Source organism: Pseudomonas sp. (assembly GCF_035512415.1).
Lineage (GTDB): Bacteria > Pseudomonadota > Gammaproteobacteria > Pseudomonadales > Pseudomonadaceae > Aquipseudomonas.
In genome coordinates this window covers 37,179-52,919 of sequence record NZ_DATKDZ010000026.1, presented here as the reverse complement: position 1 = coordinate 52,919, position 15,741 = coordinate 37,179, and the positions used below count along the sequence as shown (strand labels likewise).

Annotated in this window: 16 protein-coding genes; 13 read left to right on the top strand and 3 right to left on the bottom strand. The window is 64.5% G+C overall.

Features of this window, described 5'->3' with window-relative positions:
* Positions 1–33: 33 nt before the first annotated feature.
* The 13 genes from VMP31_RS12850 (at position 34) to madM (ending at position 13,669) form a co-directional block, all read left to right on the top strand.
* Positions 34–1,191, top strand: a complete 1,158-nt coding sequence (locus tag VMP31_RS12850; RefSeq protein ID WP_325507691.1) for an efflux RND transporter periplasmic adaptor subunit — start codon at positions 34–36, stop codon at positions 1,189–1,191.
* A 10-nt stretch (positions 1,192–1,201) separates the two neighbouring features.
* Positions 1,202–4,336, top strand: coding sequence for an efflux RND transporter permease subunit (locus VMP31_RS12845; protein ID WP_325507690.1), 3,135 nt, complete (start codon positions 1,202–1,204; stop codon positions 4,334–4,336).
* On the top strand, positions 4,333–5,730 hold the full coding sequence (locus VMP31_RS12840) for an efflux transporter outer membrane subunit (protein ID WP_325507688.1): 1,398 nt from the start codon (positions 4,333–4,335) through the stop codon (positions 5,728–5,730). The genes VMP31_RS12845 and VMP31_RS12840 overlap by 4 nt, the downstream gene beginning before the upstream one ends.
* A 46-nt stretch (positions 5,731–5,776) precedes the next feature.
* A complete protein-coding gene (locus VMP31_RS12835) occupies positions 5,777–6,253 on the top strand; it encodes an anti-virulence regulator CigR family protein (RefSeq protein ID WP_325507686.1) in 477 nt (158 codons plus the stop codon).
* A gap of 109 nt (positions 6,254–6,362) precedes the next feature.
* Complete coding sequence (mdcA, locus tag VMP31_RS12830; RefSeq protein ID WP_325507684.1) at positions 6,363–8,024, top strand: malonate decarboxylase subunit alpha; 1,662 nt, start codon at positions 6,363–6,365, stop codon at positions 8,022–8,024.
* A complete protein-coding gene (locus VMP31_RS12825; protein WP_325507682.1) occupies positions 8,024–8,902 on the top strand; it encodes a triphosphoribosyl-dephospho-CoA synthase in 879 nt (292 codons plus the stop codon). The genes mdcA and VMP31_RS12825 overlap by 1 nt, the downstream gene beginning before the upstream one ends.
* 2 nt (positions 8,903–8,904) lie before the next feature.
* The gene (locus tag VMP31_RS12820) at positions 8,905–9,204 is read left to right on the top strand and encodes a malonate decarboxylase subunit delta (protein ID WP_325507680.1); all 300 of its coding nucleotides are present in this window, start codon (positions 8,905–8,907) and stop codon (positions 9,202–9,204) included.
* On the top strand, positions 9,197–10,054 hold the full coding sequence (locus tag VMP31_RS12815) for a biotin-independent malonate decarboxylase subunit beta (protein WP_325507679.1): 858 nt from the start codon (positions 9,197–9,199) through the stop codon (positions 10,052–10,054). The genes VMP31_RS12820 and VMP31_RS12815 overlap by 8 nt, the downstream gene beginning before the upstream one ends.
* Positions 10,051–10,857 (top strand): biotin-independent malonate decarboxylase subunit gamma, encoded by an 807-nt coding sequence (gene mdcE, locus VMP31_RS12810; protein ID WP_325507677.1) that lies wholly within the window; start codon positions 10,051–10,053, stop codon positions 10,855–10,857. Before VMP31_RS12815 ends, mdcE begins: the two co-directional genes overlap by 4 nt.
* A gap of 10 nt (positions 10,858–10,867) precedes the next feature.
* The gene (locus VMP31_RS12805; protein ID WP_325507675.1) at positions 10,868–11,503 is read left to right on the top strand and encodes a malonate decarboxylase holo-ACP synthase; all 636 of its coding nucleotides are present in this window, start codon (positions 10,868–10,870) and stop codon (positions 11,501–11,503) included.
* Complete coding sequence (mdcH, locus tag VMP31_RS12800; protein WP_325507673.1) at positions 11,500–12,435, top strand: malonate decarboxylase subunit epsilon; 936 nt, start codon at positions 11,500–11,502, stop codon at positions 12,433–12,435. Before VMP31_RS12805 ends, mdcH begins: the two co-directional genes overlap by 4 nt.
* Before the next feature lie 62 nt (positions 12,436–12,497).
* Entirely contained in the window at positions 12,498–12,899 is a 402-nt protein-coding gene (madL, locus tag VMP31_RS12795) for a malonate transporter subunit MadL (RefSeq protein ID WP_325507671.1), read from the top strand.
* A 5-nt stretch (positions 12,900–12,904) separates the two neighbouring features.
* Positions 12,905–13,669, top strand: a complete 765-nt coding sequence (gene madM / locus VMP31_RS12790) for a malonate transporter subunit MadM (protein WP_325507669.1) — start codon at positions 12,905–12,907, stop codon at positions 13,667–13,669.
* Positions 13,670–13,852: 183 nt separating this feature from the next.
* Here the strand turns inward: madM and VMP31_RS12785 are convergent, their stop codons facing one another.
* The 3 genes from VMP31_RS12785 to VMP31_RS12775 all read right to left on the bottom strand — a co-directional run bounded on the left by VMP31_RS12785 (position 13,853) and on the right by VMP31_RS12775 (position 15,693).
* Positions 13,853–14,764, bottom strand: a complete 912-nt coding sequence (locus tag VMP31_RS12785) for a LysR family transcriptional regulator (protein ID WP_325507667.1) — start codon at positions 14,762–14,764, stop codon at positions 13,853–13,855.
* A 76-nt stretch (positions 14,765–14,840) separates the two neighbouring features.
* Positions 14,841–15,140 carry an I78 family peptidase inhibitor gene (locus VMP31_RS12780; protein ID WP_325507665.1) on the bottom strand — a complete coding sequence of 100 codons (300 nt, stop codon included), beginning with the start codon at positions 15,138–15,140 and terminating at the stop codon, positions 14,841–14,843.
* Positions 15,141–15,300: 160 nt separating this feature from the next.
* Positions 15,301–15,693: a GFA family protein gene (locus VMP31_RS12775; protein WP_325507663.1), complete on the bottom strand. Its 393-nt coding sequence runs from the start codon at positions 15,691–15,693 to the stop codon at positions 15,301–15,303.
* Positions 15,694–15,741 lie beyond the last annotated feature (48 nt).

Sequence of the window (15,741 nt, the reverse complement as noted above, 5' to 3'; positions counted from 1 at the left end):
TTCGTTCCGGTCAGATGCCGGTTGGAGAAAGCCATGTTACCTACTCTCAACAGACCGCTGCTTAGCCTGTTCGTCCTGCTTGGCCTGGCCGGCTGCACACCAAATGCCGAGCCGCCCGCGCGCGGCCCTAGCGAAGTTGGCGTGCTCACCCTTACGGCGCAGGCGCAGACCGTTACCAGCGAACTGCCCGGGCGCACCAAAGCCTGGCTGACGGCGGAAATTCGCCCGCAGGTCGGCGGTATCGTGCAGCAACGGCTGTTTACCGAAGGTGCCGAGGTCAAGGCCGGTGAGGTGCTCTATGTGATTGATCCGGCCACTTACCAGGCCGCCTTCGATCGGGCCCGCGCCAGTACCGCTGAGGCCAAGGCTGCGCTCAATTCGGCGCGGCTGAAGGCGACTCGTTATGCCGGGCTGGTGAAGATCGATGCCATCAGCAAGCAGGACGACGAGGACGCCCAGGCCAGCCTGCAGAGCGCCCAGGCGGTCTATCAGGCCGCTCAGGCCGCGGAGAAAAGCGCGCGTATCGACCTGACCTACACCCGTATCAAGGCCCCCATCACCGGCCGCGTGGAAAGCTCCAGCGTCACCCCAGGCGCGCTGGTAACCGCCAGCCAGGACACGCCGTTGACCACGGTGCAGCAGCTCGATCCGCTGTATGTCGACATCACCCAGTCCAGCGCCGAGGTGCTGCGTCTCAAGCGTGAGCTGGCGGCAGGCCGCCTGAGCAAGGCTGGCGACAATGAGGCGCGCATCGCCCTGCGTCTGGAAGACGGCAGCGAGTACAGCCACCCCGGGCGCTTGCAGTTCAGCGGTGCCAGCGTTTCGCAAAGCACCGGCAGTGTCACTCTGCGTGCCGTGGTACCCAACCCGGATGGCCTGCTGCTGCCGGGCATGTATGTGCGCGCCGTGCTCGAAGAGGCGGTGGACGAACAGGCGCTGCTGGTGCCGCAGCGCGCCGTGACTCGCAGCCACAGCGGTGATGCCAGCGTGCTGCTGGCCGTGGACGGCAAGGTCGAGCAGCGCCAGATCAGCATCGGTCGCAGCATCGGCAACCAGTGGTGGGTCGACGCCGGGCTGGCTGCCGGCGACCAGGTGATAGTCGAGGGCGGGCAGAAGGTGCGCGTGGGCGACAGCGTCCTCACGGTCGCCGTCGATAGCCCGGCCACATCCGCCCCCCTGGCCAGTCACTGAGGAACGCACCATGGCACATTTTTTTATCGACCGGCCGATCTTCGCCTGGGTTATCGCCATCGTCATCATGCTCGGCGGTGGGCTGTCGATCAGCCAGCTGCCGCTGGAGCAGTACCCAGACATCGCTCCACCCACCGTGAATATCTCCGCCACCTACACCGGTGCCTCGGCCAAGACCATCGAAGACTCGGTGACCCAGGTGATCGAGCAGCAGATGAAGGGGCTCGATGGTCTGATGTATATGTCCGCCACCAGCAGCTCGGCTGGTAGTGCAAGTCTCAGCCTGACCTTCGCCGCCGGCACCGATGTCGACGTGGCGCAGATGCAGGTACAGAACAAGCTGCAGCAGGCCGAGTCGCGCTTGCCCCAGGCAGTGCAGAACCAGGGCATCACGGTGACCAAGGGCGGCGGCGACTTTTTGATGATCATCGCCTTCCTGTCGAGCAACCCAGGCGTGACCAACACCGATATCGGCGACTTTATCGACAGCCAGCTGCTTGATCAGATTAGCCGCGTCGACGGTGTCGGCGAGGTGCAGACCTTGGGCTCCGGTTATGCCATGCGCATCTGGCTGGACCCGGCCAAGCTTGAGCAATACGCGCTGATGCCGTCCGATATCAGCAGCGCCCTGGAGGCGCAGAACACCGAGGTCTCCGCCGGTCAGCTCGGCGCGCTGCCGGCAGCTGCCGGGCAGCAGCTCAATGCGACCATCAGTGCGCGCAGCAGGCTGCAGACGGTGCAGCAGTTCCGCGACATCGTGCTCAAGAGCGCCAGCGACGGCTCGCTGGTGCTGCTCTCCGATGTGGCCCGGGTCGAGCTGGGCAACGAAAGCTACGATGTGGTCACCGCGCTCAACGGCAAACCCTCTGCGGCCATGGGCATCAAGCTGGCCACCGGTGCCAACGCACTGAATGTGGCGGAGGCGGTCAAACTCAAGCTCGCCGAACTGGAGGCCAATTTTCCCGCCGATATGCTGCTGGAAACGGCCATTCCCTACGACACCACGCCCTTCGTCAGCCTGTCGATCGAGGCGGTGGTGGAGGCGCTGTTCGAAGCCACCGCGCTGGTGGTGCTGATCATGTACCTGTTCCTGCAGAACTGGCGCGCTACCCTGATTCCCGCCATCACCGTGCCGGTGGTGCTGCTCGGCACCTTCGGTGTGCTGGCGCTGTTCGGTTACTCGATCAACACCCTGAGCATGTTCGCCATGGTCTTGGCCATCGGCCTGCTGGTGGACGATGCCATCGTGGTGGTGGAGAACGTCGAACGGGTGATGGCTGAAGAAGGCCTGTCGCCGCAGGAGGCCACGCGCAAGTCGATGAGCGAGATCAGCGGCGCGCTGGTGGGCATCGCCCTGGTGTTGTCGGCGGTGTTTATCCCCATGGCCTTCTTTGGTGGTTCCACCGGGGCGATCTATCGGCAGTTCTCGGTGACCATCGTCAGCGCCATGCTGCTCTCGGTGCTGGTGGCCATGAGCCTCAGCCCGGCGCTGTGCGCGACCCTGCTCAAGCCCGTGGCCAAGGGCGAGGTGCATCAGGCGCGGGGCTTTTTCGGCTGGTTTAACCGCACCTTCGAACGCAATGCGGCGCGCTACCAGCGCGGCGTTGCCAGCGTACTGCGCCGTGGCACGCGCATGCTGGCGCTTTACGGGCTGATTCTGGCGGCGCTGGCGGTGGGCTATATGAACCTGCCCGGTGCCTTCCTGCCCGAAGAGGATCAGGGCATGTTGATGGCCATGGTCCAGCTGCCGGAGGGTGCCACCGACGCGCGTACCCAGGCCGCGACCCAGCAGTTGGTCGAGTACATGCTGGCCCAGCCCGAAGTGGATTCGCTGGTGACCATCACCGGCATGGGCATGGGCGGCAACGCGCAGAACTCCGGCCGCGCCTTTATCAAGCTGAAGGACTGGAGCCTGCGCGAGGGGGCTGAGCAGAGCGCCGCGGCCCTGGCCCGCCGGGCCACCGGCGAGCTGTCCGGTTTGCGCGATGCGAGCATCTTCGTCATGCAGCCGCCGGCCATTCGTGGCCTGGGCGACAGCTCCGGCTTCAACCTGCAACTCAAGGATGTTGGCGGCGTTGGCCACGATGCGCTGATCGCCGCGCGCAATCAGTTTCTCGCCCTGGCCGCGCAGAGCGACAAGCTGGTGGGCGTGCGCAGCAACGGCCTGGAGGATACCTCCGAGTTTCGCGTCGTTATCGATGACCGCAAGGCCGGCGCTTACGGCTTGGCCCCTGGTGACATCAACAGCACCCTCGGTACGGCCATGGGCGGCAGCTATGTCAACGACTTCGTCTACAACGGCCGGGTGAAGAAGGTCTATGTCCAGGGCGAAGCCGAGAGCCGCATGCAGCCCGAGCATATCGAGCGCTGGTATGTGCGCAACGACGCCAATGAGATGGTGCCGTTCAGCGCCATCGCCAGCAGTGCCTGGAGCTACGCTTCGCCGCTGTTGGAACGCTACAACGGCAACGCCTCGCTGGAACTGGTCGGCGACCCGGCCGATGGCGTCAGCTCGGGCGAAGCCATGGACGAGGTCGAGCGGCTGGTCGCCCAGCTGCCAGCCGGCATCGGCTTCGAGTGGTCGGGGCAATCCTATCAGGAGCGCTTGTCCGGTTCGCAGGCACCGCTGCTCTATGCGCTGTCCATTCTGTTCGTGTTCCTCTGCCTGGCGGCGCTGTACGAGAGCTGGTCGGTGCCCTTCGCGGTGATGTTGGTGGTGCCGCTCGGGGTGGTCGGTGCGGTGCTCGGCAGTGGCCTGGCCGGACAGAACAACGATGTGTACTTCCAGGTCGGCCTGCTGACCACCGTCGGTCTGGCGGCGAAGAACGCCATTCTGATCGTCGAGTTCGCCAAGCAGTTGCAGGAGCAGGGCCAAGACCTGTTCAGCGCCGCCATGGAAGCCTGCCGTCAGCGACTGCGGCCGATTCTGATGACCTCCCTGGCCTTTATGTTCGGCGTGCTGCCGCTGGCACTGAGCAGCGGTGCCGGCGCTGGCGGACGCCAGGCCATTGGCACCGGCGTGCTGGGCGGCATGTTCAGCGCCACCGTGCTGGGTATTTTCTTCGTCCCGCTGTTCTTCGTTCTGGTAGGCCGCCTGGCCAGCCGTCGCGCGCCGGCTGAGACTGGCGCAGGAGTAGAAGCATGATCCGCCCATCGCGTCTGACTCTGCTGCTGCCGGCTCTGCTGCTGGCCGGCTGCGTCAACCTGGCCCCCGATTATCAACAACCGCAGGCACCGATTCCCCAGCAGTGGCCGGCCAACGCCGAGCTGGGCAGTGCTTCCGCGCAGATCGGCTGGCAGGCGTTCTTCCTCGATGCCCGCCTCAAGAAGGTGATCGAGCAGACCCTGGCCAACAACCGCGACCTGCGCGTGGCCGCCCTCAATGTCGAGAAGGCCCGCGCCCTGTACCGGGTGCAACGCGCCGAGCAACTGCCGACCCTCAATGCCGGCGGCAGTGGTACTCACAGCCGCACCCCGGCCAGCCTCAGTGGCACGGGCAGCGCCAGCACCACCCACCAGTACAGCGCCGCGCTGGGCCTGAGCGGCTACGAGCTGGACCTGTTCGGGCGTATCCGCAACCTGAGCGATGCGGCGCTGGAAGACTACCTGGCGCTTGAGGAAACCCGGCGCAGCACGCAGATCAGTCTGCTGGCGGAGGTGGCCAATGCCTGGCTGACCCTGGCCGCGGACCGCGACCTGCTCAAGCTGGCCGAGGACACCCTGACCAGCCAGCAGGCCAGCTATGAACTGCAGCAACGCAGCCATGCTTTGGGCAATACCTCGGGCCTGATCCTGGCCCAGGCGCAGACCACCGTGGAGTCGGCGCGGGTCGACGTGGCGGCTTACCAGAGCCAGGTGCAGCAAGACCTCAACGCTCTCAACCTGCTGGCCGGCAGTCAGTTGGCCGAGGAGCTGTTGCCCGGCGGGCTAAGCGAGAACAGCGCCGAGCTGCTGGACGTTCCTGCCGGGCTGCCCTCCAGCCTGCTGCAGCAGCGCCCCGACGTGCTGGCTGCCGAACATGGCCTGAAGTCCGCCAACGCCGATATCGGCGCGGCGCGTGCGGCCTTCTTCCCCAGCATCAGCCTGACCGCCAGCGCCGGCAGTAGCAGCGCGGCCTTGAGTGGCTTGTTCTCGGGCGGCAGCGGTGCCTGGAACTTCGCCCCGAGCATCAGCCTGCCGATCTTCGACGCCGGCTCCAACCGCGCCAACCTGCAGGCCGCAAAGAGTGAACGCGATATTCAGTTGGCCACTTACGAGAAGACCCTGCAGAGCGCCTTCCGCGAGGTGGCCGATGTGCTGGCCGAGCGCGGCACCCTGCGCCAGCGCATGGACGCGCAACGGGCGCTGACCGAGGCCACAGCCAGAAGCCAGAATCTGGCCGACGCGCTGTATCGCAACGGGGCCAGCAGCTACCTGGATGCCCTGGATGCGCAGCGCGAGCTGTATGCCGCGCAGCAGAACCTGATCAGCCTGCAACTGACCGAACAGAGCAACCGCATCGGCCTGTACCGAGTGCTGGGCGGCGGTATCACCGAATAACGGGACTGAACGGTCCCTCTCTTGTTAACCCCGTAGGTGGAATGAAATGGATAAAACCCGGATTGCCAGTGTGTTTATTGCCTTGCTCTGCGCCAGTCCGCTGATCTCGGCGCTGCCCCAAGGTCCCGATGAGCAGCAGGACCGTGCTGCCCAGCACGGCGGCAAGGCAGCCAACAGCCAGCAACACAACCCAGGCAAAGCCCAGAGCAAGCCTGGGCAGACGCCGCAAAAAAGCCCGGCCAAGAGCCACGCTCAGCAACCGCCCAAGGACTTTGCCCCGGTACACCAGGCTTTTCGCGAGCATCGTGGGCAGATTGGCCGCGGCGGGCCGCTTCCCGCTGGTATCAAAATTCAGAAGGGCAAGCCGCTGCCCCATGGTTATGGCAAGCGCCTGGACGCCAAGGCGCTAAAAGGCTTGCCGCATTATCAGGGCTACGAGTGGCGTCGGGTCGGCAGCGATATCGTGCTGATTACCGTCACCAGCGGCATCGTCCACACCATTTTGCAGGGGGTGCTGGATTGACCGGGCAATCATTAACCCAGGCGTAATGATCGCTCGCTCTGGTTGATTGATGACCGGATGGTCACGGCCCTAAGGTGGCTCCACGACAGCGGAACTCGTGGAGTCTTCAATGACAACAACAATATCCCCACCGCCGCAGTGGTCGCGTCGTCGCGCTGAAAAAGCGCGACGCCTCGATCAGGTGCGCACCCTTGCAGATGGTGTAGTCCTGCCCAGCGACAAGATCGTCGCCGCGCTTGAGGAGTTGATCGCCCCCGGCGATCGGGTGGTGCTCGAAGGCAATAACCAGAAGCAGGCGGATTTTCTCTCCCGCTCCTTGGCCCAGGTCGATCCTGGCCGCTTGCATGACCTGCATATGATCATGCCCAGCGTCAGCCGCGCCGAGCACCTGGATCTGTTTGAGCGGGGCATCGCGCGCAAGCTCGACTTCTCCTTCGCCGGCCCGCAAAGCCTGCGCATCAGCCAGTTACTGGAAGACGGCCTGCTCGAAGTCGGTGCCATCCACACCTATATCGAGCTGTATTCGCGGCTGCTGGTCGACCTGATTCCCAACGTTGCGCTGGTAGCCGGTTTCCAGGCTGACCGTGCCGGCAATATCTACACCGGGCCAAGCACCGAGGACACCCCGGCGCTGGTCGAGCCCACGGCCTTCAGTGATGGCATCGTGATCTTCCAGGTCAACGAGATCGTCGACGAGCTGCCGCGGGTGGACATTCCCGCCTCCTGGGTGGATTTCGTGGTGGTGGCGGACAAGCCGTTCTATATCGAACCGCTGTTTACCCGCGACCCGCGCCATATCAAGCCGGTGCATGTGCTGATGGCGATGATGGCGATTCGCGGCATCTACGAGAAACACAAGGTGCAGTCGCTCAACCACGGTATCGGTTTCAACACCGCCGCCATCGAACTGATCCTGCCGACCTACGGCGAGTCCCTTGGCCTCAAGGGCAAGATCTGCCGCAACTGGACGCTCAACCCGCACCCGACGTTGATCCCGGCCATCGAAACCGGCTGGGTGGAAAGCGTGCATTGCTTCGGCACTGAGCTGGGCATGGAAGGTTATATCGCCCAGCGCCCGGATGTGTTTTTCACCGGTCGCGACGGTTCGATGCGCTCCAACCGGATGATGTGCCAGCTGGCCGGGCAATACGCGGTGGACCTGTTTATCGGGGCCACCCTGCAGGTGGATGGCGATGGCCATTCCTCCACCGTGACCCGTGGACGCCTGGCCGGTTTTGGCGGCGCACCGAACATGGGCCACGACCCGCGCGGCCGCCGCCATCCCACGCCCGCTTGGCTGGATATGCGCCCGAGCGAGAGCGAGGCACCGCTGCTCGAACGCGGCAAGAAGCTGGTGGTGCAAATGGTCGAGACCTTCCAGGAGGGCGGTAAACCGACCTTCGTCGATCAGCTCGACGCCATCGACGTGGCGAAGAAAAGCGGCATGCCGCTGGCACCGATCATGATCTACGGCGACGACGTCACCCACCTGCTCACCGAAGAGGGCATCGCCTATCTGTACAAGGCGCGCTCGCTGGAAGAGCGCCAGGCGATGATCGCCGCCGTCGCCGGGGTGACCGTCATCGGCCTGCGGCATAACCCCAAAGACACCGAGCGCATGCGCCGCGAAGGGCTGATTGCATTGCCGGAAGACCTTGGCATTCGCCGTGCCGACGCCAGCCGCGAATTGCTTGCGGCCAAAAGCATTGCCGAATTGGTCGACTGGTCCGGTGGCCTGTACAACCCGCCTGCCAAATTCAGGAGTTGGTGATGAGCGCAGTCAATGCACGACAACAGCCACTGTCGCTAAGCGAGTGTCTGGCTGACCTGGCGGTAGATGCGCTGATCGACGAGGCCGACCTGTCGCCCAAGCCGGGCCTGGTCGACCGCCGTGGCAGCGGTGCGCATACCGACCTGCACCTGGGGTTGATGCACGCCTCGGCGCTGTCGCTGTGGCCATGCTTCAAGGCCATGGCCGATGCCGCCTGCGCACGAGGGGCTCTTAGCCAGGCGCTGCGTGAGGACATCGGGCAGATCGGCCGCGAGGGTGAAGTGGAAATGCTGCGCATTACCGCAGGGGTGAACACCCACCGTGGGGCGATCTGGGCACTGGGCTTGCTGACGGCTGCCGCCGCCCTGGACAGCACGGCTTTGCAGCCGGGCGAAGTGAGCCTGCGTGCCGCGCGGCTGGCCATGCTCAACGACCGCCGCGCCCCGGCCAATGGCGACAGCCATGGTGCTCAGGTCTGTCGGCTGTATGGCGTGCGCGGTGCCCGTGAGGAAGCGCAGCTGGGCTTCCCGGCCGTCACCCAGCAGGCCTTGCCGCAGTTGCAACGCAGCCGCGCGGCGGCGGCCGGGGAGCAGAACGCCCGGCTGGATGCCTTGCTCGCGATCATGAGTACCTTGACCGATACCTGTGTGCTCTATCGCGCCGGCCTGGCCGGCCTGAGCAGCATGCAGAGCGGTGCCCGTGCCGTGCTCAAGGCCGGCGGCAGCGCCAGCCTCGAAGGGCGCAGACGCCTGCGTGAACTCGATGACGACATGTTGAGGCTACGTGCCTCGCCCGGCGGTGCAGCCGATTTGCTCGCCGCGTCTTTATTCCTCGACCGCCTGCAGCCTGCGCTGCAGACGCAGATTGGGAGTGTTTAAGCATGGAAACCCTGACCTTTGAATTTCCCGCTGGGCAACCGAGCCAGAGCCGTGCCCTGGTCGGCTGTGTCGGCTCCGGCGATCTGGAAGTGATGTTCGAGCCCGGTAGCGCCGGCACCCTGACGATTGAGGTGGTGACCTCGGTCAATGGCAGCGCACCGCGTTGGCAGCAACTGTTCGAACGCATGTTTCGCGAGCAGCAACTGCCGGCCCTGAATATTTCCATTCATGACTTCGGCGCAACCCCAGGCGTGGTTCGCCTGCGCCTGGAGCAAGGCCTGGAGGAGCTGTCCCATGCATGATGCCAATATCCAGCGCCTGCTTGCGCAGCGCAGTTTTACCGAGCTGGGTGCCCGTCAGCGTGCCCGCGCCTTGCTCGACCCTGGCAGTTTCCGCGAGCTGATCGACCCCTTTGCCAAGCTGGTTTCACCCTGGCTGCCCCAGCAGGGCATCGTGCCCCAGGCCGATGATGGCGTGGTGATCGGCAAGGGCCAGATCGACGGTCAGCCGGCGGTCATTGTCGCCATCGAAGGGGCATTTCAGGGCGGCAGCCTCGGCGAAGTCGGTGGCGCGAAGATCGCCGGTGCTCTGGAGCTGGCCGCCGAGGACAACCGCAGCGGCACGCCGACCCGCGCCATCTTGCTGCTGGAAACCGGTGGCGTGCGATTGCAGGAGGCCAACCTCGGCCTGGCGGCCATTGCCGAAATCCAGGCGGCGATTGTCGAGCTGCGCCAGTACCAGCCGGTGATCGCCCTGATTGCCGGCCCGGTCGGCTGCTTCGGCGGCATGTCGATTGCCGCTGGCCTGTGCAGCTACCTGCTGGTGACCCGCGAAGCCCGCCTGGGGCTTAACGGCCCGCAGGTGATCGAGCAGGAAGCCGGCATCGATGAATACGACTCGCGCGACCGGCCCTTTATCTGGAGCCTGACCGGCGGCGAGCAGCGCTATGCCAGCGGCCTGGTAGACGGCTATGTGGCCGACGATGTCGAGCCGATTCGTCATGAGCTGATTGCCCTGTTTCGCGCTGGCAAGCCCGCGCTGGAACGTAGCCGCCGACATGCCTGGTTCCTCGAACGCCTGCAGCGGGTCGACACCTCCATCCAGGCCGATGCCGCTGCCGTACGCAGCGCCTTTCAAGGAGAGCAGCCATGAGCGACGCAACTCAACAACGTGGGCGCAACTGGTTCCAGGCCCTGAGCCTGGGTGCCACGCCAGCCGAGGGCTTGCCTGCTTCCGTGCTGGCGGCCGACAGCCAGTTGGGTGATCAGGCGGTGCGCTACCTGGCGGTGGTGGCCGATGCCAACAATCCCTTCCCGCGTGCGCGCAATGGCGAGGTCGGTCTGCTCGAAGGCTGGGGCCTGGCCAAGGCGGTGGATGAGGTGATCGAGGCCGATGCGGGCCGGGCGGACAAACGTGCGCTGATCGCCATTGTCGATGTGCCGAGCCAGGCCTATGGCCGCCGCGAGGAAGCCTACGGCATTCACCAGGCCCTGGCCGCTGCGGTAGACAGTTATGCCCGCGCTCGCCTGGCCGGGCATGCGGTGGTTGGGCTGCTGGTGGGCAAGGCCATGTCCGGGGCTTTTCTGGCCCACGGTTATCAGGCGCAGCGGCTGATTGCCCTGCGCGACCCTGGCGTGATGGTGCATGCCATGGGCAAGGCAGCGGCGGCGCGGATCACCCTGCGCAGCGTCGAGGAGCTGGAAGCCTTGGCCGCCAGCGTGCCGCCCATGGCTTATGACCTGGACAGCTACGGCTCCCTCGGGCTGCTCTGGGAAACCCTCTCGGTGGCCGAGATCGCTCAACCGACCCCAGAGGATATCGCCCGGGTGCAGGACTGCCTGGCCCAGGCCCTGGTGGATATCGCCAGGGGCAGCAAGGACCTGCGCGGGCGGCTGGGGGCGGTTAACCGAGCCGCTTCCTCGCAGGTTCGTGAACTGCTGCGCGCGCAGTGGTAAGGAGCCTTCGATGGCCAGTGAAGCGTTCGCCATGCCCCGTCCCCATGACCTGCTCTGTGGGTTGACTGCGCAGCATCTGCCAGCCGATGCCCCAGCGTGGACGCGTGCTGCTCTGGCGCGTTATGCGCCAGTGGTGGTGCGTCGCGCCATGGCTGAGCCGGGCTGGGTGGCTGTGGGTATCCGCGGCGCGGCGCGTGAAGAGCGCTTTGCCAGCTGGATGCGCCTAAGCGATGTGCGGCGGCGGGTCAGCCCGGAAGCGATAGCCAGGGCCGGGCGCTGGGTTCGGCACGCCCAGGGCCAGTGGCCGGCGCTGCGTGCACTGAGCTACCTGGCTGCGCCACTGAATGCCGGCGGCCTGCACTGGGGCGTCACCGGCAGCCTGGGTTTCGAACTGGCCAGCGGCTTGCCTGCGGTGCATCCGGCCAGCGATCTGGATCTGCTTATTCGTGCCCCACAGCCACTGTCGCGCAGCTGGGCGCAGGGGCTGTGCACACTGCTCGACGGCGCGCCGGGCACGGTCGATGTGCAACTGGAAACCCCCCAGGGTGCACTGGCCCTGCGCGAGTGGGCCAAGGGTGCACCGCGCGTGTTGCTCAAGACCCATACCGGGCCGTTGTTGGTCAACGACCCTTGGATGGCAACATGAGCACCCTCTGGGCATTTCCCGGCCAGGGCGCGCAGCAGCCCGGCATGCTGCATCACTTGCCCGATAGCCCAATCGTCCAGGCGTGCCTGGCCGAAGCCGGCGAAGTGCTGGGCGAGTCGGTGCTGGCGCTGGACACTGCCGAGGCGCTGCGTGCGACCCGCGCGGTGCAGCTCTGTCTGTTGATTGCCGGGGTGGCTGGCGCGCGTCTGTTGCTGGCGCGTGACGCGCGCCCCGACTACGTTGCCGGGCTGTCCATCGGTGCCTATGCGGCAGCGGTGGCGGCGGGGGCACTGGGGTTTACCGATGCCGTGCGCCTGGTCGCCCTGCGTGGCGAGCTGATGCAGCAGGCGTACCCTGAAGGCTATGGCATGACCGCCATTCTCGGCCTCGACCTGGCCAGCCTCGAGCGGCTGCTGGCGGCGGTAAACAGCGCGGAGCTGCCGGTCTATCTGGCCAATATCAATGCCGACAATCAACTGATCATTGCCGGCAGCGAGGCGGCCATGCAGCGTGTCGCCGAGCGTGCGCGTGGCCTGGGCGCGGGCATGGCCAAAGCCCTGGCAGTCAGCGTGCCGTCGCACTGCGCATTGCTTTCCGAGCCCGCCGCACAGCTGGCCGCAGCCTTTGCCGAGGTCACGGTGCAGCGGCCGAGCGTGCGCTACCTGAGCAGCAGTTCGGCGCGGTTGATCAGCGACCCCGAAAAATTGCGCGACGACCTGGCGCACAACATGTGCCGGGTGGTCGACTGGCAGGGCACCCTGCAGACCGCGTTCGAGCGCGGGGTTCGCCTGCATCTTGAATTACCGCCGGGCAACGTGCTGAGCGGCCTGGCTCGGCGCGTATTCGAGCCCGGTATGGTCATCGCTTTTCAAGGTTCGCGCCTGGATACACTGGACGCCATGTTGCGCCAGGAGGTGAATCGGAGCCGATAGCAACACCCGATTACCGAAGGACAAAAACAACAACTTCGATGCGTAATACGAGGATAAAAACAATGATTATCTACGGTGTGGCCTTTCTGGCTTTCTGCACCCTGGCAGGCATCTTTATCGGAGAGCTGCTAGGCAAAATGATTGGCGTACCTGCCAACGTCGGTGGTGTCGGTATCGCCATGATGCTGCTGATCTTCCTGGGCAGTTACCTGCACAAGCGCGGAATACTCGACGCAACGTCGGAAAAAGGCGTGGCGTTCTGGAGTGCTATCTATATCCCCATCGTGGTCGCCATGGCCGCCCAGCAGAATGTCTACGGTGCCCTCAGTGGCGGGCCGATGGCGATTCTCGCCGGTACGGCCGCCGTGGTCGTGGCCTTTGCTCTGGTTCCCGTGCTGAGTCGGGTCGGGCAAAAAAAGCCTGAAGAGACCGCAACTGCCCCTCTGACTAAAGCGCCACGGTGATCGCCATGTACGAATCCTTAATGAAAGTACTCTCCGGTTACGGCTTGCTCAGCGGTTTCGCCATTATCGGCCTCACCATGTGGGTGTCCTACTGGATCTCAGACACCTTCACCAAAGGCCGTTTGCACGGGTCGGCGATTGCCATCCTGTTGGGGCTGCTGCTGTCTTATATCGGTGGTGCCTACACCGGCGGGACTAAGGGCTTGGTGGATATCCCGCTGTTTGCCGGGGTCGGCCTGCTCGGTGGGGCCATGTTGCGTGACTTTGCCATTGTTGCCACTGGCTTTGGCGTAAGCGTTGAAGAGCTCAAGCGTGCAGGTTTTGCCGGGGTGCTGGCGTTATTTGTCGGTGTGGGCGCTTCATTTGTTGCCGGGGTCGGCGTGGCCATGGCCTTCGGTTACACCGACGCGGTTAGCCTGACCACTATAGGCACCGGTGCGGTGACCTATATCGTCGGGCCGGTGACGGGGGCGGCCATCGGTGCCAGTTCGGAAGTCATGGCGCTGTCGATTGCTGCCGGTCTGGTCAAGGCGATCCTGGTGATGGTGGCGACACCCTTTATTGCGCCCTTTATCGGCCTGAACAACCCACGCAGTGCGGTGATTTTCGGTGGCCTGATGGGTACCTCCAGCGGTGTGGCCGGTGGCCTGGCGGCAACCGATCCGAAGCTGGTGCCCTATGGTTGTCTTACCGCGGCGTTCTATACCGCCCTGGGCTGCCTGCTCGGCCCATCGCTGTTGTACTTTCTCATGCGCGGCCTATTCGGCTGAGCCTTCGCCCGCCGTTTGGCGGGCTTTTTCTTCCGCTAGGGTGTGCCATGCGACGGCTGACGCTGTAGCCGTCGCATGGCCTGGGTGGCCCCGCGACACCCTACAATTGATGGCGTATAGACGGCATTCGGCGCGCCGGTAGGGTGCGCTGTGCGCACCACGGTGAACCCGTATAAGCGGCCCCTACGACTGGCGGCTGTACATCCGGCATTCGGCCAGCAGCGCCAAGAGGTTCGGATCGCGTTCCTTGGCCTTGAGAAACACCACGCCGATGTGCTGTTGCAGGTGGTACTTGGCTTGCAGCGGGATCAGGCGCACGCGGTTTTCGTACACCGCGGCAATCCGCCCTGGCAGCAAGGCGTAACCCACCCCGGAACTGACCATGCTGAGCAGGGTGAAAATATCGTTCACCTGCATCGCCACCTTGGGCTCGAAGCCCGCCTGCTGAAATACCCGCGCGCCGTCCTGATGGGTGGCGAAACCCTGGGTGAGGGTGATAAAGGTCGAGTCGCGCAGGTCCGCCAAATCCACTTCGGCCTGCATGGCGAAGGGCGAGTCGACCGGTACGGCGAGGAAAATATCATCGGCAAACAGGGGCAGTTGCTCGCAATCGGGGTCGCTGACGCTGTCATTGAGCGCCACCAGAATGGCGTCCAGTTCGACGTTTTTCAGCTTGTACAGCAGGTCGACGTTGGAGCCGAGAATCAGGTCGATATTCAGCTCGCTGCGGCGCAGTTTCAGTCCCATGATCAACAGCGGTACGGTTTTTACCGTCAGCGAATACAGCGCGCCGAGCTTGAAGCGTTCGGCTGAAAAGCCTGCTGCTTCGCGGGTCACGCGCACGCTCTCAAGTACATCCTGGACCAGCTTCTGCGCCCGCTCCTCCAGCACATAGGCACTTTCCAGGGGGATCAGGTTGCGCCCTTCGTGCTTGAACAGCGGACAGCGCAGGGCGCTCTCCAGCGAATGAATGGCACGGTGAACACTGACGTTACTGGTATTCAGCTCGCTGGCGGCGCGCGTCAGGTTGCCGCTACGCATAAAGGCCAGAAAGATTTCCAGCTTTTTCAGGGTGAGTTCTTCATCGATCAGCATCGGATCAGGCCTGGGGAATACGTAAGCCAAGTGTGCCGTATTCGCACGGCAGATACGCGCAGTCGTTGGTGCTAGCTCAGCCGCAGGTCAGGCGCACAATCACTTCGCTTTCATCGATATCGATATTCAGGCGCTGCGCGTTGTAATCCATGGTGGCGGCGTCGCCGGGGGCGAGTACGCGCAGGGTCTTGGCGTTGGCCTGTTGCTGTATCTGCTCGATCAGCGCGACGCTGGCGGTCTGGCCGAGCACGCCACTGAGTTTGTCGACGCTGCAGTCGCCGCGGATTTCGGCAGCGGATTGTGGCGACGGCTGCGAGCTGCAACCGGCCAGCAGGGCGAGGAGGGTAAGGCTGGTGAGGTGATGACGAAGAACCATGGTCTATTTCCTTGTCTGCGTAAAAGCAGCTCCAGCCTAGCAGCCGCATCCATGACCGCTCAACGTTGCTGTGCCAATTGCGGCTGTTTGCTGGATTTCATCGCCGCGTTCAACCCACCCGCGAATGCCCAGCAAACCTTAGGAACGGCGGGACGCCCAGCTACTCCTCAAGGCGACCCGAGGCATCACGATCACGCTCGTAGTGCTTGCTGAGCGGGAGCGGCGGCAACCAGGACTCGCGGCGGATGGTCCAGAGTTCGTAGGTGGGCTGCAGCTGGTCAGGAGCATCCAGGGTGCCCAGGTTCACTTCGATTTCGTCCGCGATGCGGCCGAACACCGAGGAGCCGCAGTTGGGGCAGAAAAATCGCCCGGCGTAATCGCGGGTTTCGCCCGTGATCGTCACCGCGTCTTGAGGGAACACCGCGGAGGCGTGAAATAGCGCGCCATGATGCTTGCGGCAATCGAGACAGTGACAAAGGCCGACCCGGTAGGGCCGTCCCGATGCCTCGATGCGCACATTGCCGCATAGGCAACCGCCGGTGAATCGGTCCATATTGCGTCTCCTCTCGAAGCGATGGGGGCAGGGGTGGTTCTGTCGAAG